General features: G+C 68.4%; 22 protein-coding genes. 15 read left to right on the forward strand and 7 right to left on the reverse strand.

Translation table 11 applies throughout. The annotated features are described in order from the left end of the window. Position 1: 1 nt before the first annotated feature. From C1704_RS11535 to C1704_RS11575, 9 genes are all read left to right on the forward strand, one after another. Positions 2-1,180, forward strand: a complete 1,179-nt coding sequence (locus C1704_RS11535) for an acyl-CoA dehydrogenase family protein (protein WP_104302876.1) — start codon at positions 2-4, stop codon at positions 1,178-1,180. After that, complete coding sequence (locus C1704_RS11540; RefSeq protein WP_104302877.1) at positions 1,177-2,808, forward strand: AMP-binding protein; 1,632 nt, start codon at positions 1,177-1,179, stop codon at positions 2,806-2,808. Before C1704_RS11535 ends, C1704_RS11540 begins: the two co-directional genes overlap by 4 nt. A gap of 79 nt (positions 2,809-2,887) precedes the next feature. Further along, positions 2,888-4,069 (forward strand): ABC transporter substrate-binding protein, encoded by a 1,182-nt coding sequence (locus C1704_RS11545; protein WP_104302878.1) that lies wholly within the window; start codon positions 2,888-2,890, stop codon positions 4,067-4,069. 16 nt (positions 4,070-4,085) lie between these two features. After that, a complete protein-coding gene (locus C1704_RS11550) occupies positions 4,086-5,006 on the forward strand; it encodes a branched-chain amino acid ABC transporter permease (protein WP_104302879.1) in 921 nt (306 codons plus the stop codon). 7 nt (positions 5,007-5,013) lie between these two features. Beyond that, positions 5,014-6,054 (forward strand): branched-chain amino acid ABC transporter permease, encoded by a 1,041-nt coding sequence (locus tag C1704_RS11555; RefSeq protein ID WP_104302880.1) that lies wholly within the window; start codon positions 5,014-5,016, stop codon positions 6,052-6,054. Continuing rightward, the gene (locus C1704_RS11560) at positions 6,051-6,818 is read left to right on the forward strand and encodes an ABC transporter ATP-binding protein (RefSeq protein WP_104302881.1); all 768 of its coding nucleotides are present in this window, start codon (positions 6,051-6,053) and stop codon (positions 6,816-6,818) included. Before C1704_RS11555 ends, C1704_RS11560 begins: the two co-directional genes overlap by 4 nt. Next, positions 6,815-7,525 carry an ABC transporter ATP-binding protein gene (locus C1704_RS11565; RefSeq protein WP_104302882.1) on the forward strand — a complete coding sequence of 237 codons (711 nt, stop codon included), beginning with the start codon at positions 6,815-6,817 and terminating at the stop codon, positions 7,523-7,525. The genes C1704_RS11560 and C1704_RS11565 overlap by 4 nt, the downstream gene beginning before the upstream one ends. An 11-nt stretch (positions 7,526-7,536) precedes the next feature. Continuing rightward, positions 7,537-7,986 carry an acyl-CoA thioesterase gene (locus tag C1704_RS11570; RefSeq protein ID WP_104302883.1) on the forward strand — a complete coding sequence of 150 codons (450 nt, stop codon included), beginning with the start codon at positions 7,537-7,539 and terminating at the stop codon, positions 7,984-7,986. Beyond that, positions 7,983-8,378: a RidA family protein gene (locus tag C1704_RS11575; protein ID WP_104302884.1), complete on the forward strand. Its 396-nt coding sequence runs from the start codon at positions 7,983-7,985 to the stop codon at positions 8,376-8,378. Before C1704_RS11570 ends, C1704_RS11575 begins: the two co-directional genes overlap by 4 nt. A 7-nt stretch (positions 8,379-8,385) precedes the next feature. On the opposite strand, the gene adk is transcribed toward C1704_RS11575, so the two are convergent. The 6 genes from adk to C1704_RS11605 form a co-directional block, all read right to left on the reverse strand. Then, positions 8,386-9,039, reverse strand: coding sequence for an adenylate kinase (adk, locus tag C1704_RS11580; protein ID WP_104302885.1), 654 nt, complete (start codon positions 9,037-9,039; stop codon positions 8,386-8,388). 130 nt (positions 9,040-9,169) lie between these two features. Continuing rightward, entirely contained in the window at positions 9,170-9,925 is a 756-nt protein-coding gene (kdsB, locus tag C1704_RS11585; RefSeq protein ID WP_104302886.1) for a 3-deoxy-manno-octulosonate cytidylyltransferase, read from the reverse strand. Continuing rightward, positions 9,922-10,122 (reverse strand): Trm112 family protein, encoded by a 201-nt coding sequence (locus C1704_RS11590; RefSeq protein WP_104302887.1) that lies wholly within the window; start codon positions 10,120-10,122, stop codon positions 9,922-9,924. The genes kdsB and C1704_RS11590 overlap by 4 nt, the downstream gene beginning before the upstream one ends. Further along, positions 10,122-11,183 (reverse strand): tetraacyldisaccharide 4'-kinase, encoded by a 1,062-nt coding sequence (lpxK, locus tag C1704_RS11595; RefSeq protein WP_104302888.1) that lies wholly within the window; start codon positions 11,181-11,183, stop codon positions 10,122-10,124. The genes C1704_RS11590 and lpxK overlap by 1 nt, the downstream gene beginning before the upstream one ends. Before the next feature lie 16 nt (positions 11,184-11,199). Continuing rightward, positions 11,200-11,625 (reverse strand): ExbD/TolR family protein, encoded by a 426-nt coding sequence (locus C1704_RS11600; protein ID WP_104303001.1) that lies wholly within the window; start codon positions 11,623-11,625, stop codon positions 11,200-11,202. 22 nt (positions 11,626-11,647) lie between these two features. Further along, positions 11,648-12,274, reverse strand: coding sequence for a MotA/TolQ/ExbB proton channel family protein (locus C1704_RS11605; protein ID WP_104302889.1), 627 nt, complete (start codon positions 12,272-12,274; stop codon positions 11,648-11,650). A 362-nt stretch (positions 12,275-12,636) separates the two neighbouring features. Here C1704_RS11605 and xseA point away from each other — a divergent pair, with 362 nt between their 5' ends. The 4 genes from xseA to C1704_RS11625 all read left to right on the forward strand — a co-directional run bounded on the left by xseA (position 12,637) and on the right by C1704_RS11625 (position 16,845). Then, positions 12,637-13,944 (forward strand): exodeoxyribonuclease VII large subunit, encoded by a 1,308-nt coding sequence (gene xseA / locus C1704_RS11610; protein ID WP_104302890.1) that lies wholly within the window; start codon positions 12,637-12,639, stop codon positions 13,942-13,944. 116 nt (positions 13,945-14,060) lie between these two features. Then, positions 14,061-14,642, forward strand: coding sequence for a superoxide dismutase (locus tag C1704_RS11615; protein WP_104302891.1), 582 nt, complete (start codon positions 14,061-14,063; stop codon positions 14,640-14,642). 110 nt (positions 14,643-14,752) lie between these two features. Then, complete coding sequence (locus tag C1704_RS11620) at positions 14,753-15,442, forward strand: response regulator (protein WP_104302892.1); 690 nt, start codon at positions 14,753-14,755, stop codon at positions 15,440-15,442. Further along, complete coding sequence (locus tag C1704_RS11625; RefSeq protein WP_146076076.1) at positions 15,439-16,845, forward strand: sensor histidine kinase; 1,407 nt, start codon at positions 15,439-15,441, stop codon at positions 16,843-16,845. Before C1704_RS11620 ends, C1704_RS11625 begins: the two co-directional genes overlap by 4 nt. A 12-nt stretch (positions 16,846-16,857) precedes the next feature. On the opposite strand, the gene C1704_RS11630 is transcribed toward C1704_RS11625, so the two are convergent. Further along, positions 16,858-17,355, reverse strand: coding sequence for a DUF192 domain-containing protein (locus C1704_RS11630; RefSeq protein ID WP_104302894.1), 498 nt, complete (start codon positions 17,353-17,355; stop codon positions 16,858-16,860). Between the two features lie 79 nt (positions 17,356-17,434). On the opposite strand from C1704_RS11630, the gene C1704_RS11635 reads away from it, so the two are divergent. Continuing rightward, complete coding sequence (locus tag C1704_RS11635; RefSeq protein WP_104302895.1) at positions 17,435-19,810, forward strand: heavy metal translocating P-type ATPase; 2,376 nt, start codon at positions 17,435-17,437, stop codon at positions 19,808-19,810. A 9-nt stretch (positions 19,811-19,819) separates the two neighbouring features. Continuing rightward, positions 19,820-20,020, forward strand: coding sequence for a cbb3-type cytochrome oxidase assembly protein CcoS (gene ccoS, locus C1704_RS11640; RefSeq protein ID WP_104302896.1), 201 nt, complete (start codon positions 19,820-19,822; stop codon positions 20,018-20,020). The last annotated feature ends 24 nt before the right edge of the window (positions 20,021-20,044 follow it).

The raw sequence follows: 20,044 nt of genomic DNA on the forward strand, positions 1-20,044 counted from the left end.
GATGGCCGACACTGCCTTCCTCGACTGGCCCTTCTTCGAGCCGCGTCACCGGGACCTCGCCCATGGGCTCGAGGCCTGGGCACGCGAGCATGTGCCCCAGGCCCATGGTCATGATGTCGATGCCGAGTGCCGCGCCCTGGTGCGTGCGCTGGGGCAGGGCGGTTGGCTGCGCCATGCGGTGGCTGGCACCGCCCATGGGGGGGTGGCCGAGGCCATCGACACCCGTGCGATCTGCCTGATGCGCGAGACCCTGGCGCGCCACTCCGGGCTCGCCGACTTCGCGTTTGCGATGCAGGGCCTGGGCTCAGGCGCCATCAGCCTGGGGGGCAGCGCCGAGCAGCGTGCCGCCTGGCTGCCGCGCGTGGCACGGGGGGAAGCGATCGCGGCCTTTGCCTTGTCCGAACCCGAGGCGGGGTCGGATGTGGCGGCGATGGCCTGCGCCGCGCGAGAGGACGGGGGCGACTATGTCCTTGACGGCGAAAAGACCTGGATCTCGAACGGCGGGATTGCCGACGTTTACGTGGTGTTTGCGCGCACGGGCGAGGCCCCCGGGGCACGGGGCATTTCGGCCTTCATCGTCGAGGCGGGCACGCCGGGTTTCGAGATTGCCGAGCGCATCGAGGTGATCGCCCCCCATCCGCTGGCGCGCCTGCGCTTCGCGGGCTGCCGCGTGCCGGCCGCTCATCGCATCGGTCCGGCTGGCGAGGGCTTCAAGCTGGCCATGCGCACACTCGACGTCTTCCGCACCTCGGTGGCGGCAGCGGCCCTGGGCTTCGCCCGCCGTGCCCTGGACGAAGCCCTGCTGCGGGCCACCACACGCCGGATGTTTGGTCAGCACCTGGCCGACTTCCAGCTCACCCAGGCCAAGCTGGCCCAGATGGCCACCACGGTGGACAGCGCGGCCTTGCTCACCTACCGCGCCGCCTGGCAGCGCGACCAGGGCCGCAACGTCACCCGCGAGGCGGCCATGGCCAAGCTGTGCGCGACCGAGGGGGCCCAGCAGGTCATCGATGCGGCCGTGCAGATCTTCGGCGGTCTGGGCGTGGTGAGCGACATGCCGGTCGAGCGCCTGTACCGCGAGATCCGTGCGCTGCGCATCTACGAAGGGGCCACCGAGGTGCAGCAACTCATCATCGCCCGGGAACTGCTCAAGGACGTGAAGGAAAGGGGGCAGCCATGACGACGAGATCCGCACACGTGGACAGCTTCGCCCGAGACCGCCTGCCGCCGCCGGAGCTTCTGCCCGAGTTCCTTTTCGAACGGCCCGAGCTGCAGTTCCCGGATCGCCTGAACTGCGCGAGCGAACTGCTCGATCGCTGGGTGACGCAAGGGCAGGGGGGACGTCTGTGCCTGCAGGCCCCGGGCGGCTTGCGCTGGACCTATGCCGAGCTTCAGGACAAGGCCAACCGCATCGCCCATGTGCTGGTGAAGGACATGGGCCTGGTGCCGGGCAACCGCGTGCTGCTGCGCGCGCCCAACAACCCCATGATGGCCGCCTGCTGGTTCGCGGTGATGAAGGCAGGGGGCATTGCCGTGGCCACCATGCCGCTGCTGCGGGCCAAGGAACTGGGCCAGATCATCGACAAGGCCCAGGTCACCCATGCGCTGTGCGACGCGAGGCTTCGGGATGAACTCGCCGCGGCAGCCACCCAGCACCCGGTGCTGGGGCAGATCGTCTGTTTCAACGACGACAGCCCCGAGGGCCTCGAAGGCCGGATGGATCGTCACTCCGGCCGGTTCGACAATGTCGACACCGCCGCCGACGACACCTGCCTGATCGCCTTCACCTCCGGCACCACCGGGGTGCCCAAGGGCACGATGCACTTCCATCGTGACGTCATGGCCATCTGCGCCTGCTGGCCGCCGCATGTGCTCAAGGCCAGCCCGGACGACATCTTCATCGGCAGCCCGCCGCTGGCCTTCACCTTCGGCCTGGGCGGCCTGCTGCTCTTCCCGATGAGCATCGGGGCGTCCACCGTGCTGCTGGAAAAGGCTGGCCCGCCGATGCTGCTGGAGGCCATTCCGCAGTTCGGCGCGACCGTGCTGTTCACGGCACCCACCTCCTACCGTGCGATGGCGGTGCAGGCTGGTGAGCGCCGCATCGCTGCCGCCCAGGGGGGCAGCTTGCGCAAATGCGTCTCGGCCGGAGAGGCCCTGCCGGCGGCCACGCGGGCGCTGTGGAAGGAGCACACCGGCATCGAGATGATCGACGGCATCGGCGCCACCGAGATGCTGCACATCTTCATCTCGGCCGACGAGGCCCACGCCCGGCCTGGAGCGACCGGCACCGTGGTGCCGGGTTACCGCGCCTGCGTGCTCGATGAGGACGGCCGCCCGGTGCCGCCGGGGACGGTCGGTCGCCTGGCGGTGAAAGGGCCGACCGGCTGCCGCTACCTGGCCGACGATCGTCAGCGCCAGTACGTACGGCAGGGATGGAACCTCACCGGTGACGCCTATGTGCTGGATGAGGATGGCTACTTCCACTACCAGTCCCGCACCGACGATCTGATCGTCTCGGCGGGCTACAACATTGCGGCCGTGGAGGTGGAGGATTGCCTGCTGCAGCACCCGGCCGTGGCCGAGTGTGCGGTGATCGGTGTGCCGGACGAGGAGCGTGGCCAGATCGTGAAGGCCTTCGTGGTGCTGCGCGAGGGCCATGGGCCGGGAGACACCATGGTGCGCGAGCTCCAGGACTTCGCCAAACGCACCGTGGCGCCGTACAAATACCCGCGGGCGATCGAGTTTCGCGAGCAGTTGCCTCGCACCGAAACCGGCAAGCTGCAGCGCTTCAAGCTGCGCTCGGTGTGAACCCGCTCACAGCCCCTGGCATTCCTCGTGCATGCTTCGCCCCCAGACCGATCGACCACCCTTTCTGAAGGAGAGACTGATGCGCCTGTCCCAACGCTCCGTGTTCGCCGCCGCCCTGGTGGCCAGCGCCTTGACCTTGCCGGCCGTGGCGGCCGACAAGGTCAAGGTGGGTTTCCTCAGCACGCTCTCCGGTCCCGGCGCCGGCCTGGGCGTGGACATCCGTGACGGCTTCAACCTCGCGCTCAAGCACACCGGCGGCAAGCTGGGGGGCCTGCCGGCCGAGGTCATCATTGCCGACGACCAGCAAAGCCCGGACGCGGCCAAGCAGACCACCGAGCGTCTGCTCAAGCGCGACCGGGTGGACTTCATGACCGGAGTGGTCTTCTCCAACGTGATGCTGGCCGTGGGCCAACCCATCTTCGAGAGCCAGACCTACTACATCAGCGCCAACGCCGGCCCCTCGCAGTACGCCGGCGAGCAGTGCAACCCGTATTTCTTCAACGTGGCCTGGCAGAACGACAACCTGCACGAAGCCGTGGGCAAGACCGTGGCCGACAAGGGCTTCAAGCGCATCGCCCTGCTGGCGCCGAACTACCCGGCCGGCAAGGATGCGCTGACGGGCTTCAAGCGTTTCTACCAGGGCGGCGAGATCGTCTCGGAGATCTACACCCGCCTGGGCCAGCTCGACTACGCCCCCGAACTCGCGCAGGTGCGCGCGGCCAAGCCCGATGCGATGTACATCTTCCTGCCCGGCGGCATGGGCATCAACTTCATCAAGCAGTACGTGGCCTCGGGCATGTCCAAGGACACCACGCTCTTCGGTCCGGGCTTCTCGGCCGACGAGGACGTCATCCGCGCCGTGGGCGACGCCATGCTGGGCATGTTCAACACCTCGCAGTGGGCACACGACCTCGACAACCCGCAGAACAAACGCTTCGTGGCCGATTTCCAGAAGGAGTACGGTCGTCTGCCGTCGCTCTATGCCTCCCAGGGCTACGACGCCGCCATGCTGATCGACGCCGCGGTGCGCGACGTGAAGGGCAAGATCGAGGACAAGGCCGCGTTGGGCAAGGCCTTGAGGGCCGCCAACTTCAAGTCGGTGCGCGGCGCCTTCAAGTTCAACACCAACCAGTACCCCATCCAGGACTACTACCTGCGCATCGTGCACAAGGATTCGCAGGGCCGTGTGACCAACCGCACCCTGGGCACGGTGTTCAAGAACCATGCCGATGCCTATGTCGGCGCCTGCAAGATGAAGTGATCGCAAAGGCGCGACCGTGACCCTGACGCTCATCCTCGAGCAGGCCCTCAACGGCCTGCAGTTCGGACTCATGCTCTTCCTGCTGGCGGCCGGCCTCACGCTGGTCTTTGGCATCATGGACATGATCAACCTGGCCCATGGCTCGCTCTACATGGTGGGGGCCTACCTCACCGCAGCGGTGGCGCAGGCGTCGGGGTCCTTCGCGGCGGGGCTGGCCGCCGGCATCGTCGGCACGGCCCTCTTCGGCATGGCGCTGGAGTTCACCATCCTGCGCCGGCTCTACCAGCGCGACCACCTTTCGCAGGTGCTGGGCACCTTCGGCATCCTGCTCATGTGCAACGAGGGTGTGCGCATGATCTGGGGGCCGCAGCCCATCCTGCTCAACCCGCCGTCCGCACTGGCCGGCCCGGTGGAGTTGTGGGAGGGCTTCTACTATCCCGCCTACCGGCTGCTCATCATCGCCGTGGGGCTGCTCGTGGCGCTGGGGCTCTTCCTGCTCATCACCCGCACGCGGGTGGGCATGCAGGTGCGCGCCGGTGCGTCCAATCGCGAGATGGCCCTGGCCATGGGTTCGGACGTGCGCAAGCTCTTCACGGCGGTCTTCGGTGTGGGTGCGGCCCTGTGCGCCGTGGCCGGTGGCCTGCTCGGTCCGCTGGTGGCCGTGCAGGTGGGCATGGGCGAGAACATCCTGATCCTGGCCTTCGTGGTCATCGTGATCGGCGGCATCGGCTCGGTGCGCGGTGCCCTGATGGGCTCGCTGCTGGTGGGTGTGGTCGACACCGTCGGCCGCACCTTCGTCCCGGTGGCCCTGGGCGGGCTGCTGGGCCCGGCGGTCGCCTCCGGTGTCGGGCCGGCGCTCGCCTCCATCCTGATCTACGTCCTGATGGCCGTGGTGCTGTTCTGGAAGCCCGAGGGGCTGTTCCCGGCGCGAGGCTGAACACCCCATGAGCGAACCGATGCAAAGCACCACCACCACCCCGCTCGCGGCTGCCACCGTGCAGCCGCCCGCATCCTCGACACCGCCATCCGGCCTGCTCGACCACCCCCTGCACTTGCGCTGGGCCTTGCCGCTGCTGGCGCTGCTCATCGCCTTCCCGCTGGTGGCCCAGGCCCTGGACGAGGCCTTCTACATCAGCCTGGGCAGCCGCATCCTCATCCTCGCTCTGGCGGCGACCAGCCTCAACCTCATCCTGGGTTTCGGCGGCATGGTGAGCTTCGGGCACGCGGCTTTCGTCGGCATCGGCGCCTACACGGTGGGCATTGCCATGGCCCACGGAGTGGTGTCCGGCTGGGTCACGTGGCCCCTGGCCGTGGCGATGGGCGGGCTCTTTGCTCTGGGCATCGGTGCGATCAGTCTGCGCACACGCGGCGTCTACTTCATCATGATCACGCTGGCCTTCGCCCAGATGCTGTTCTACGTGATGATCTCGCTGCGCGACTACGGCGGCGAGGACGGCCTGCCACTGCCCCAGCGGTCCTCGCTGGGCCTGGGCCTGAACCTGCGCGACGATGTGCACTTCTATTACGTGGTGCTGCTGCTCTTCGTGGCCTGCTTCCTCTTCATCTGGCGCGTGCTCAATGCCCGTTTCGGCCATGTGCTGCAGGCCCAGCGCGAGAACGAGACGCGCATGGCCGCCATCGGCTTTCCGGTGTATCGCTACAAGCTGCTGGCCTTTGGCCTGGCCGGTGCCATCGCCGGCCTGTCAGGGGCGCTGATGGCCAACCAGAGCGGCATCGTGAGCCCGGCGCTCATGAGCTGGCAGCAGTCCGGGGCGCTGATGATCATGGTCATCCTCGGGGGCGTGGGGCACCTGTACGGCGGCTTCATCGGCGCAGTGGTGTTCCTGATGCTCGAGGAGATCGCGCTCGGCTACACCATTCACTGGCAGTTCGGCGTGGGTGCGGTGCTGCTGGCGGTCGTGCTGGTGGCGCCGCGCGGCCTGATGGGCCTGTTGGGAGACCTGACGGCGCGGAGGCGCTCATGAACCCGGCACCCCTGCTGCGGCTTCACGGCGTGGTCAAGCGCTTCGGCGGCCTGACGGCCACCGACCATGCCACGTTTGATGTCCTGACCGGCGAGGTTCACGCCCTGATCGGGCCCAATGGGGCGGGGAAGACCACGCTGATCCACCAGATCTCGGGCGCGCTGGCGCCGGACGCCGGCCGCATTGAATTCGATGGCCGTGACGTGACCGGCTTGCCGATGCACGCGCGCGTGCTGGGCGGGCTGGCGCGCTCCTACCAGATCACCAGCATCTTCCGCCGCCTGAGCGTGCTCGACAACCTGGCGCTGGCCGTGCAGGCGCGCAGCGGCAGCAGCCTGCGCCTGTGGGCGCGCGCGCGCGAGGAGAGGGCACGCTATGAGCAGGCGGCCGCCGTGGCCCAGCGCGTGGGCCTGGGGGCAAGGCTCGGTGCGCTGGCCGGTGCCCTGGCGCATGGGGAGCAGCGCCAGCTGGAAGTGGGGCTCGCGCTGGCCACGCAGCCGAAGCTGCTGCTGCTCGACGAACCCATGGCCGGCATGGGGCCCGAGGAGTCCGAACAGATGGTGCACCTGCTGCAGTCCCTGCGCGGCGAACTGACCCTGCTGCTGGTGGAGCACGACATGGATGCGGTCTTCCGTCTGGCCGACCGCATTTCCACCCTGGTGTCGGGGCGGATCATCGCCAGTGGCTCACCCCAGACCATCCGCGAACACCCGGAAGTGAAGCGGGCCTACCTGGGCGACGAGATGGAGGAGGTGAGCGCATGACGGCCTTGCTGGAAGTGCGTGGGCTGGAGACGGCCTATGGCAGCAGCCAGGTGCTCTTCGGCATCGACCTGGACATCCGCGCCGCAGAGGTGGCCACCCTGCTGGGCCGCAACGGCATGGGCAAGACGACCACCGTGCGATCCGTCCTCGGCCTGACCCGTCCGCGCGGCGGGGAGGTGCGCTTCCTGGGTGAGCGCATCGACGGCCGCGACCCTGACCGCATCGCCCGCATGGGCCTGGCCGTGGTGCCCGAGGGCCGCCAGATCTTCCCCAACCTCTCGGTGCAGGAGAACCTGCTGGCGTTTGCCGGCAACCGCAGTGCGTCGAGCGACCCCTGGACGCTGGAACGCGTCTACGAGCTTTTCCCTCGCCTGAAGGAGCGTGCGGCCAACATGGGCAACCAGCTCTCGGGTGGCGAGCAGCAGATGCTGGCCATCGGCCGTGCACTGATGACCAACCCGCGGCTGCTGGTGCTCGACGAGGCGACCGAGGGCCTCGCTCCCCTGATCCGTGAGGAGATCTGGCGTTGCCTGAATGCCTTGCGCGGTCAGGGCCAGACCATCCTGGTCATCGACAAGTACGTGCAGCGCCTGGTGCGCCTGGCCGACCGCCACACCATCATCGAACGGGGGCGCGTGGTCTGGCAGGGCGATTCGGCCCAACTGGGCGCCGACCCGTCGTTGTGGCACCGCTACATCGGGGTGTGAGGGTCGCCGCCATGTCGCAGGTTGCCGAGCGCCACGCCTTCGAGCGCCCACAGTCCATCCGCTTCTCGCACTGCGATCCCGCCGGCCTCGTCTTCTTTCCCCATTACCTCGTGATGTTCAACCAGCTCGTCGAGGACTGGTTCACCGAGGGCCTGGGCCTGCCTTACGCCGAGATCCTGGGCCCGCGTCGCGTCGGACTGCCCACGGTGAGCCTGGCCTGTGACTTCACGGCTCCAAGCCGCATGGGCGAGGTGGTCACCCTCGGCCTGTCGCTGGAACGCATCGGCGGGGCTTCGATCGGCCTGCGCCTGGGTGTGCGTTGCGGTGACGAAGCCCGGGTGAAGGCTCGCCAGGTGCTGGTCACCACCTCGCTGGACACCCATCGCGCCCTGCCCATCCCCGAGGACATGCGGCGCGCCTTGCTCGACTTCGGGCAGACACAACACGGAGACACAGCATGAAGATCCTGCAACCCCCCGGCTGGCCGCGCCCCAAGGGGTATTCGAACGGCGTGGCCGTGCGCGGCGAAATGGTGTTCGTGGCCGGCATGATCGGCTGGGACGCCGAGGGCCGCTTTCCGGCCGATGACATGGCCGGGCAGGCCCGTCAGGCGCTGGCCAACATCGTCGCCGTGCTGGACGAGGCCGGTGCGAGGCCCGAACACATCGTGCGCATGACCTGGTACGTGACGAACAAGCGCGAATACCTGGCGCAGCAGCGGGAAATCGGCCAAGCCTTCAAGGAGCTGATCGGCAGCTACAACGCTGCGATGACAGCCATCGAGGTCTCGGCCCTCATCGAGGACCGTGCCAAGGTCGAGATCGAGGTGACGGCCGTGATTCCCACAGCCTGAGCCTTCCTCAGGCCAGGGCCGCGAGGGCGCGCGCGGTGATGTCCTCGACCGAGCCGATGCCGGCGATCTTGCGGTACTTCGGGGCCTGGGGGTCGCCAGTGGCAGCCCATTGGGAGTAGTAATCGACCAGCGGACGTGTCTGGTTCTGGTAGACCTCCAGGCGCTTGCGCACGGTCTCTTCCTTGTCGTCGTCACGCTGGATGAGGTCCTCGCCGGTCACATCGTCCTTGCCGGCCACCTTGGGCGGGTTGTACTTCACGTGGTAGGTGCGGCCCGAGGCCACGTGCACACGCCGCCCGCTCATGCGCTCGATGATGGCCTCGTCGGGCACATCAATCTCAAGCACGTAATCGAGCTTCACACCGGCAGCCTTCATCGCGTCAGCCTGGGGGATGGTGCGGGGGAAACCGTCGAAAAGGAAGCCCTTGGCGCAGTCGGGCTGCGCGATGCGCTCCTTGACCAGGCCGATGATGATGTCGTCGCTGACCAGGCCGCCCGCATCCATGACCTTCTTGGCCTCGAGGCCCAGCGGGGTGCCGGCTTTCACAGCCGCACGCAGCATGTCGCCGGTGGAAATCTGTGGAATGCCGAACTTCTGGCAGATGAAAGCGGCTTGCGTGCCTTTGCCTGCGCCGGGCGCGCCCAAGAGTATCAATCGCATGGGGGTCCTCTGAAAATGCCGTGCCGGGCGCGAGACACCCGGCACCAATTGCGGGCGAGGATATCACGCGGTACCCTGCGTGAACCTGACGCAGATGACAGGGGTTTCCCCCGTCAGGAAACGGCTTTGGTCAGCGTGCCAGCAGGGCCCGCACGCGCTCCAGGTCTTCCGGCGTGTCGACGCCTGGGCCGGGGGCGGTGTCGCTGACATGCACGGCGATGCGTTCACCGTGCCAGAGCACGCGCAGCTGCTCCAACGATTCGATCTGCTCCAGGGGGCTCGCGGGCAGCGAGGGAAAGCGCCGCAGGAAGCCGGCGTGATAGCCATAGATGCCGATGTGTCGCAGCGGCGCGGGCTGGCTGAGCGTGTGCACGCCTTGCGCATAGCCATCGCGCCACCACGGCAGGGGAGCCCGCGAGAAATACAGGGCCCGCCCTGCGGCATCACACACGAGCTTCACCACGTTGGGGTTCAGGAACTCGGTTGGCGATCTCATCTCGTGGGCGGCCGTGCTCATCACGCAGTCCTCTCGCACGAGCAAGGCGGCAGCGGTCGCGTCGATCAGGGCAGGGTCGATCAGGGGCTCATCCCCCTGCACGTTCACCACCACATCGTGCCCGTCCAGGCCGAGCGTCTCGCAGGCCTCGGCCAGTCGGTCACTGCCGGTGGGGTGGTCGCTGCGGGTGAGCAGGGCCTCGACGCCATGCGCGTCGCAGGCGCGGACAATCTCGGGGTGGTCGGCCGCCACCACCACCCGATGGGCCTCGCTGGCCTGGGCGCGGCGGGCCACCCTTACCACCATCGGCAGGCCGGCGATGTCGGCCAGCGGCTTGTTCGGCAGGCGGGTGGAGGCGAGCCGCGCAGGAATCAGCACCGTGAAGCTCACGCGGCCTCCGTGCCACTCGGGCTGGGGGCGGGCGCATCGAGCGAGCGAGCCTCGCCTTCCAGCATGACCGGGATGCCGTCCCGGATGGGGTAGGCAAGCCGGTCGGCCTTGCAGATCAGTTCACGCGCATCGCGGTCGTGCTCCAGCGGGCCTTTGCACACCGGGCAGACCAGCAGTTCCATCAGTCGGGTATCCATCAATGGCTTTCCTGCGCCGGCCGGGCGGCGCGAGCGGCCCGCAGCAGACGCTGCACGGCCAGGTGATATTCGGGGTCGGGCTCAAAGTCTAGCGTGACCACATGCAGCCGAGGGTCCTGGGCGAGACGATCGCCTGGACGCAGCTTGACGGCATCCTTTTCGGTCAGCAACACCCATGGCGCCGGATGGCCCGCCCAGGGGGCTTCGGTGTAGCGGTGGTGGTCATCCAGTGCGCAGGGATCGACTTGCAGGCCGTGGGCGCGGAGCATGCCGAAGAAGCGCGCCGGATGGGCGATGCCGGCCACCGCAAGCACCGGCTCGCCCGCCAGGTGGCCCGCCAGATCGTCGAGGCCTTGCCCGTCGCGGGACCCTGACCACCACGCCTGCAGCGGCACGGCTTGGCCGAGCTGTCGCCGCGCCAGCACCCCGCGTCGCGCGGTGGATGGCATCGGCGCGTTGTAGAGCACCAGATCGGCGTGCCGGTCCGGCCGGTCACGCAAAGGCCCCGCCGGCAGCCACCAGCCGTTGCCGATGCCCCGTTCGTCGAACACCAGCACCTCGATGTCACGCGCAAGCCGGGCATGCTGCAGGCCGTCATCGCACACGATCACCGTGGTCTCGGGGTGTTGCCTCAGGAGGTGCCAGCCGGCGGCCACGCGGTCGCGGCCCACCACCACCGGAGCGCCGGTGCGCAGGTGCATGAGCAGCGGCTCGTCACCCACCGCCGCCGCTTCACTGTCGGCATGGACGTCTCGCACGCCGTCGTCGCGTCGCCCATAGCCGCGCGAGACGAGGCCGGGTCGTTCGCCGGCCGCCTGCAGTGCGCGAACGGTGGCGATGGCGGTCGGGGTCTTGCCGGCACCGCCGGCAATGATGTTGCCGATCACGATGACCGGCCGGGGCAGGTGGTGCACCCGGCGCAGGCCCAGGGCAAACATGGTCTGGTGGGCGCGTGCGAGGGTGGCGTAAAGCAACGACAGCGGGGTCAAGGCCCAGGCGAGCGGGCCGCGGGCCATCCAGGCCGCCTGCACCTGTGCAGCCAGGCGTTGGGCGGCACTCATCGGCCTGAGCACCGGTTCAACGGCCGCGCACGGGCTCGCTCAGCCGGGTCGCGAAGGTGAGCTGGTTCAGCCCGGCGCGGCGGGACGCGTCCATGACGTTGACCACGCTCTGGTGGGCGGCATTGGCATCGGCCGAGATCACCACCACCGCCTCGGTCCCGCCTGCGGCAGACCGCAGCTCGGCCGCCAGGAGGTCGACGGCACGGCCGTCGATCGGGCGGCGGTTGATCGCATAGTTGCCTTCGGCCGAGATCGAGACGATGACCTCCTTGGGGTGATCGCGCGGGGCTTCCGCATCGGCCACCGGCAGGTTCACCTGCAGCTCGGCGAACTTGGAGTAGGTGGTGGTGAGCATCAGGAAGATGAGGATCACCAGCAGCACGTCGATGAAAGGGATGAGCGCGATCTCCGGCTCTTCCGTGCGGCGATGGCTGAAGTTCATCTTCTTCACGCGCGGCCTCGCATCAGCGTTGGGCGGTGAAGCGCATCAGGTGCGGCACCATGCGCTCGGCAGCCTGTTCGAAGTCGAGCAGGTACTCGTCCACCCGGCCCCGGAAGTAGCGATAGAACATCAGCGAGGGGATGGCGATGATCAGGGCGAAGGCCGTGTTGTACAAGGCGATCGAAATGCCGTGCGCCAGCTGCTGCGGATTGCCTCCGGTGCTGCCTCCTTGTGACGCGAAGATCTCGATCATGCCGATCACGGTGCCCAGCAAGCCCAGCAGCGGTGCTGCGGCAGCAATGGTGCCCAGGGTGTTGAGATAGCGCTCCATCCGGTGTGCGGCCGCCCGACCGGCCGTCTCGAAGGCGATGCGCAGGTTGGACTCGCTGATCCGCGGCTCCTGGATCACGCTGCGCAAGCCGGCTGCCAGCACCTGCCCCAGGAGCGAGTTGGCAGCCAGCTTGTTGACCACGTCAGGCGCCGGGAGGCTGGCGCGCGTCACCGACAGGACCTCGTCCAGCAGCTTCGGCGGCGCGATGCGGGCCACGCGCAGGCTGGAAAAGCGTTCGATGATCAAGGCCAGGGCGACAATGGAACACGCGATGAGCGGCCAGATCGGCCAGCCGGCGGCTTGTATGATCGAAAACAACGAGCATCCTCCTCGAAGAAGCTGGGGCCTGGGGCCCGACGGGGGGTGATTATGAACCCAAGCCTCGACCTGACCCACCTGGCTGCGGCAAGGTGCTGCGCATTCACGACGCTGCCTGCCCAAGGCTCCAGGCATCCACCATTCCTGTGGATAACTTTGTGGGAAACCCGGGCACGTCGCTCGGGAGGGCGCGAAAATGCTGGGGTCTGGACAGATTGCCACATCGATGGGCACTGAAAAAACAATGAAAATCAACCACTTGCAACGATATGACAAGGCTATGACGGTGATATCACCCCGCAAGGCCTTGTCTGGCGCGGCTGTGGAGTTTTAACCACGCATCAGACTTGGGATTCCAGCGCATGCCTTTCGTTGCTGCCAGCCCCGAGGCCGCGGGCGCCGGGCCTCGCGGCCCCTGGCGCGTGGCGGCTCTGCTGCGTGCCGTGGCCGACCAGCTCCAGGCCCGCTTCGGGGCCGTCTCCGTGCAGGGAGAACTGTCCAGCTTCACGAGGGCCCCCAGCGGGCACTGCTACTTCGCCCTGAAGGACGATGCGTCGGCCGAGCTGGCGCTGATCCGGGGGGCGATGTTCCGTCGCGCGGCGGCCTTGCTCGACTTTGAGCCCCGCGAAGGCCAGCTCGTCGAGATCCGCGGGCGGCTGGCCGTCTACGACGCGCGCGGCGATCTGCAACTCGTCGCCGAGGCCATGCGGCCAGCCGGGCAGGGTGCCCTGTATGAGCAGTTCCTGAGACTCAAAGCGCGCCTGGAGGCCGAGGGCCTGTTCGACCCCGCGCGAAAGAAGCCCCTGCCGCGTCATGTCTTCCGGGTGGGCCTGATCACCTCGCTCCAGGCGGCGGCTTTGCACGATGTGCTGACGGCCCTGAAGCGGCGGGCGCCGCATCTGGCGGTGGTGATCTACCCGGCGGCTGTGCAGGGCGAGGCCGCACCGCGCGAGCTGGTGCAGGCCCTGGCCCTGGCTGGGCAGCGGCGCGAGGTCGAGGCGCTCATCCTGTGCCGCGGCGGCGGCTCGCTGGAAGACCTGTGGGCCTTCAACGACGAGGCGCTGGCGCGCGCGATCGCTGCGAGCCCGCTGCCGGTGATCAGCGCCGTGGGTCACGAGACCGACTTCACCATCGCCGACTTCGTGGCCGATCTGCGCGCGCCCACGCCCACCGCGGCGGCCGAGCTGGTCACGCCGGCGCGCGACGACAGCCTGGCGGTGCTGGCCTCGCTGGCGCATCGCTTGCGCGCGGCGCAGGCGCGTCGGCTCGACGCCGCGGCGCAGCGGCTGGACCAGGCCGCGCTACGCCTGGCACGGCCGGCACAGGTGCTCGCGCAGCGCCGGCGCCAGCTGGCGCTGCTGGGGCAGCGGCTGGCCTGGGCGCCCAGCCAGCAGGTGCGCGCCGCGCGTGATCGCCAGACGGTCCTCGCGCATCGCCTGATGCGCGCCACCCAGGTGCACTGCCAGCGCGCCGATCAGCAGCTTTCGGCCTGGCAAGCGCGACTGGTGGCGCTGGACCCGCACCGCGTCTTGCAACGGGGATACGCCTATCTCACCGACGCACATGGTCAGGCGCTGCTGTCGGCTGCCGAGGTCCAGGTGGGCGACACCGTGCAAGCCGTGATGGCCGATGGGACGCTGGTGACCGAGGTGCTGGAACGCAAGGACTGACCCTGGCCCCGACACGGTCCGTACAGGTGTCACGGCAAGGCCTTTTCTGAGTGCCTACAATCGAAGCCAACCGTTCTCCGACAACGCTTCTCACAAACAGAGGAAAGGACCACACGATGGAACACACCCTGCCGGCGCTGCCCTACGCGATCGACGCCCTGGCCCCGCACATCAGCAAGGAAACGCTGGAGTTCCACCATGGCAAGCACCATAACGCCTACGTGGTGAACCTGAACAATCTGATCAAGGGCACCGAGTTCGAAGCCATGTCGCTCGAGGACATCATCAGGAAGTCCAGCGGTGGCGTGTTCAACAATGCGGCACAGGTCTGGAACCACACCTTCTTCTGGCACAGCATGAAGCCCCAGGGTGGCGGCGAGCCCAAGGGCAAGCTGGCCGAGGCGATCAACGCCAAGTGGGGCAGCTTCGCAGCCTTCAAGGAAGCCTTCACGAAATCGGCCGTGGGCAATTTCGGCTCCGGCTGGACCTGGCTGGTGAAGAAGCCCGACGGCAGCGTGGACATCGTCAACACCAGCAATGCCGGCACGCCGCTGACCACCGCCGACAAGGCGCTGCTCACCATCGACGTGTGGGAGCATGCCTATTACATCGACTTCCGCAACCTGCGCCCGAAGTTCGTCGAGACCTTCCTCGGCTCGCTGGCCAACTGGGACTTCGCCGAAGCCAACTTCGCCTGATCCATCACGGGCAAGCCGCAATGCAAGCCGGCCTGCGGGCCGGCTTGTGCCTTTGGGCAAGGCACAATCACGGCACCCCGTAGCGCGCCTTCGTGGCGCAAGCTTGCCTTATGAGAATCCTGCTCGTCGAAGACGATCCGGCCCTGTCCCTGGGCGTGGCGCGTGCGCTTCAGCGCGAGGGCTGGCATGTGGACACGCTCAGCGATGGCGCGGCCGCCTGCGCCGAGGGCCTGATCGACCAGTACGACCTGGCCGTGCTCGACCTCGGCCTGCCGCGGCGCGATGGGATGGATGTGCTGCGCACCTGGCGCGGTCGCGGTGCGCACCTGCCGGTGCTCATCCTCAGCGCGCGCGACGAGCTGTCCGACCGGCTCCAGGGGCTGGATGGTGGCGCGGACGACTACCTCGTCAAACCCTTCGACGTGCCCGAGCTCGTGGCCCGCATCCGTGCGCTGCAGCGCCGCGCCGCAGGCCGTGTGGACGACCGCCTGGTGCTGGGCGATCTGGAGCTGGACGTGCGCCACCGCGAACTGCGTCATCGTGGACAGCGCGTGCACCTCAGCCCGCGCGAGCAGGCCCTCACCGAACTGCTGATGGCGCGCGCCGGCCGTGTCGTTCCCAAGGAGCACATCGTCTCCACGCTCTCCAGCTGGGAAACCGACTTCAGCGAAAACTCGGTGGAGGTCTACATCCACCGCCTGCGCAAGCGCTTTGCCGACCTGGGCGTGGTGATCCGCACGGTGCGCGGCTTCGGCTATCTCATGGAAGCCGCCTCCACCGGTTCGCAGGACGCCGATTGAGGGTCTCGGTGCGCACGGCCAACCCCAGCCTGCGCCGTCAATTGCTGGGCCCGCTGATGTGGGTCTGGGTGGCGGTGGCGCTCATCGCTGCCTGGGGCGCCTATCGGCTCGCCCAGTTCGCCGGCGACACCGCCTACGACCAGACCTTGCAGGACGAGACCGGAGCCATCGCAACCCAGGTGTACTGGACCGATCGGGGCCCGCTCCTCGAGCTGAGCATCCAGGCGCAGCAGCTGCTGGCCCGCGACAGTGAGGACCGCAATGCCTTCATGGTGATCGACACCATGGGCCAGATCCTGGCAGGCACGGCCAACCTGCCCATGCCCGAGGATTACAAGGCGAGCTTCGAGGCGCCCCAGCTCTTCGACGCCACCTATCTGGGCGAGCCGGTGCGCGGCGCCATCTACTCGATCCGCTCACCGATGCTCGACCAGGAGGTCTCCATCGTGGTGGTCGAGACCCGCCGCCGCCGCCAGGAGCTCGAACGCGAGATCCAGTTGGCGGTGCTGCTGCCCACGGTGGCGCTGGGCCTGCTCACGTTTGCGTTGCTGCACTGGGGCATCCGGCGTGGCGTGGCCCCGCTGCGGCGGGTGGCCACGGCGGTGGAGGCTCGCGACCCCCAGGATCTTCAGCCCTTGCCGCTGGAAGGCGTGCCGGCCGAAGCCGTGCCCCTCATCGAGCGCATCAACATGCTGCTCGCCAACGTGGAGCGCGCCGTGGCGCTGCAGCGCCGCTTCGTGGCCGATGCAGCCCATCAGCTGCGCACGCCGGTGGCTGGTGTGCGCGTGCTGGCTCAGGAATTGCAGCAGGAACTGAAGGATTCCGGCGGAGAGGTCACGCCCGGGCTGCTGCGCGAACTCGTGTCCAGCAGCGAACGCATGGGCCGGCTGGTGTCCCAGCTGCTCAACCTGGCGCGCTCAGAAGCGGCCCTTCGTGGGATGGGTGCCGAATTGCAGCCCGTGGACATCGTGCCCATCGTGCGCGAAGCTGCCGAGCCGCTGGCGCTGCGGGCCAGCCGCCTGGGGCGGCATGTGGCCCTGCACGCCCCGATGCAGCCCTGCCGGGCCCGTGCCCACCCGGTGTGGCTGGGCGAGGCGGTGGCCAATCTGCTGGACAACGCGCTGCGTCACGGCGGCCCGGAGATACACCTCACCGTGGAGCCTGTCGAGGGCGGGGTGAGGATCGAGGTCCGGGACAATGGCGAGGGCATTCCCGCCGATCAGCGTGCCCTGGTCTTCGAGCCCTTCTGGCGGGGTGAGCGGGCCGACACACGCAGCACTGACGGGGCCGGCCTGGGCTTGGCGATCGTCAAAGAGGTGGTGCAGGGCATGGGCGGTCGCATCGCGTTGCGCAGCCGCCCCGACTGCGACGGCACCTCGTTCGAGGTGTGGCTGCCGGCCTGAACCCGGTCGTCCTCAGCGCAAGGAGGCGATGGGGCCGCCCTGGATGTGCATTCCAGGCTTGATGCCCCGCTTGGCAAACCAGCCCTGGTTCATCTCGAGGGCCAGGCGCACCGGCTCGTCGGAGCAATGCGAGTTCAGCGTCTGGGGCTGCATGTCCGCGATGTTGACGATGCGGCCATCGTCCGCCAGGAAGGCGATGGACAGCGGGATGAGGGTGTTCTTCATCCAGAAGCACTGCGTGCCCGCTGTCTCGAAGACGAACAGCATGCCTTCATGAGCGGCCATCTCCTTGCGATGCATCAAGCCCACCGCCCGTTGCTCAGGTGTGCGCGCCACCTCGGCCGAGATCGCATGGAAACCGGCACGCAGGGTCACGGCCGGAAGCTTCTGGGCTGACTCCTGCGCCTGTGCCAGACCGACGAGTGCGATCAGGCCCGCAAGGCACAGGACGAGCCACGACCCGACGCGCGCGGGGGAGGAGGGCAGGGTTGGCAACTTGATCTGGATCATGATGAAATGAGCAGGACGGCAGTAGATTCTCGTCGTCCGCGCGGCCGGTGTCGACCTGCGGGCTTTTTTCCGACCCGAGATGTCCAGCACAGCCCCCCCTGATCGCCCACCGCCTGCCGTGTGCGCCTCCTCCGACGACGAGGCGGTGGCCTGGGATGATCCGCAGGAGCTGGCACGTTTCACCCAGCTGGTGCCCTCGGAAGACGCGCGCGTCTCGACGGCGCATTCGGTGCTCGTCATCGAGGGGATGCACTGCGCCGCCTGCTCGGTGAACATCGAACAGGCCCTGATGCGCGTCCCCGGCGTGCTGGAAGCCGACGTCAACCCCGCTTCCCGCCGCGCCAGGATCCTGTGGGATCCGGATCGCGTCAGGGCCTCCCGTATCGCCCAGGCCGTGGCCGAGGCGGGCTACCGTGCCTACCCAGCGCTATCGGTGCAAGCCGAGGCCGACCGCCGGCGTGAGCAGCGCCTGGCCTTGTGGCGACTTTTCGTGGCCGGCTTCTGCATGATGCAGGTGATGATGTACGCCGTGCCGACCTATGGCGTGTCGCCGAGCGGCAGCGAGGACATGAGCAGCGACATCTGGCGGCTGCTGCAATGGGCAAGCTGGCTGCTCAGCATCCCCGTGCTCCTGTTCTCGGCCGGGCCCTTCCTGCAAGGCGCCTGGCGTGACCTGCGGGCACGGCGCATCGGCATGGATGTGCCGGTGGCCCTGGGTATCGTGGTGACCTTCATTGCGAGCACGGGCGCCACCTTCGATCCCGGCGGACTCTTTGGTGAGGAGGTCTATTTCGATTCGCTCACGATGTTCGTCTTCTTCCTTCTGGGCGGACGCTATCTCGTGCTGCGGTCCCACGGTGCCACGGCCGGGGCGCTGGAATCGCTCATGCAGCGACTGCCCGAGACGGTGGAGCGCGAGACACCCCAGGGCACGCTGGAGACGCTGCCGGTGTCGCGCCTGCAGGTGGGTGACCGCGTACGGGTGCGTGCGGGGCAGGCCTTCCCTGCCGACGGTCGCATCGAGGCGGGCACCGTGTGGGTGGATGAGGCCCTGTTGACCGGCGAGTCCACGCCGGTGGAGCGAGGCCCTGGCCAGTGCGTGGTGGCGGGCAGCTTCAATCTGTCCGCGCCGACCTGGGTGCGCGTGGAACGGGTGGGCCAGGACACGCGCTATGCCCAGATCGTCGAACTCATGCAGCGGGCCGCGACCGACCGTCCCCCCTTTGTCCAGGCGGTGGATCGCATTGCGGCGCCATTCCTGTGGGCCGTGCTGGCGGCCGCGGCCCTGTGTGCCCTGGCCTGGGTCTTCATCGATCCGAGCCGCAGCGTCTGGGTGGCGGTGGCCGTGCTCATCGTGACCTGTCCCTGTGCATTGTCGCTGGCGACGCCTTCGGCACTCCTCAGTGCGGCCGGATACCTGGCCCGGCGTGGGGTGCTGGTCCAGCGGCTGCAGGCGCTGGAGGCCCTGGCACGGGCCCGGGTCTTCGTGTTCGACAAGACGGGCACGCTCACCGAAGACCGGCTTGCGCTGCAGCGGTGCGAGCCTCTTTCGACCGAGTTGTCCGCCGAGCAGGCGCTGGGCCGTGCCGCGACGCTCGCGCAAGCCTCCCTCCACCCGGTATCCCGGGCGCTGGTGGAGGCCTTCGGCTCCAGTGAGCGGCTGACCGAGCTGTCTGATGTCAAGGAACTCGCCGGATCGGGCCTGGAGGGGGTCGATGCGCAAGGCCGCTGCTGGCGCCTGGGCACCCTCGGCCATGTGCTGGGCCCAGGCGGTCAGGTGGCCCATGAGGCGACGGACGGGCTCCCGTCCGGCCCCCAGGCCTGGCTGGGCGTCAATGGCCACGTGGTCGCCCGTTTCGAACTGACCGAGCAGGTCCGCCCGGACGCGCGTGCCGCGATCGCGGCCTTGCGCGCCGAGGGGCTGGAGACGATCCTTCTGTCCGGCGATCGCCCGGAAGCCGCCGAGGCCTTGGCCCGCGCGCTGGGCATGGATCGCTGGTACGGCGGGGCGGGCCCGGAGGACAAGCTGACGGTGGTGCGCGCTGCGCAGGGCCGAGGCCTCCAGGTGGCCATGGTGGGTGACGGCGTGAACGATGGGCCCGTCCTCGCGCAAGCGGACGTTTCGCTGGCCATGGGGCAGGGCGCCGCACTGGCCCGTGCGCAGGCCGACTTCACCCTGATGAGCGGCCGGCTGGGCGACGTGGTGGAGGCCTGGTCGCTGGCCCGCCGCACGGTTGGCATCATCCGTCAGAACCTGGCCTGGGCGGCAGCCTACAACGCGACCGGCATCCCCCTGGCGGCCATCGGCTGGATGCCTCCGTGGCTGGCGGGCCTGGGGATGGCGGCCAGTTCGGTCCTCGTCATTGCCAATGCCTGGCGGCTGACACGCCCGCAAGGAGCGGTCGGCCGCGCCGTGCCCCCCGGTGTGGCGCCGGCTGCATCCCTGGGGCCCTGAGGGAGCACCATGGACATCCTTTTCCTTCTCGTCCCGCTGTCGGTCGTGCTGGTGCTGGCCATTCTTGGCCTGTTCGCCTGGGCATTGCACAGCGGACAGTTCGACAACGTGGAGCGCGAGGGCGAGCGCATCCTCTGGGATGACGCCCCCCCTGCCACGAAGGTGGTTGATGCCGATCAAGCTGCTGCAACGACCCGTCCGGAACAATAACCCTACTGACTTCTAGGAGAGAGG

The organism is Caldimonas caldifontis, assembly GCF_002930615.1.
Taxonomy (GTDB): domain Bacteria; phylum Pseudomonadota; class Gammaproteobacteria; order Burkholderiales; family Burkholderiaceae_C; genus Caldimonas; species Caldimonas caldifontis.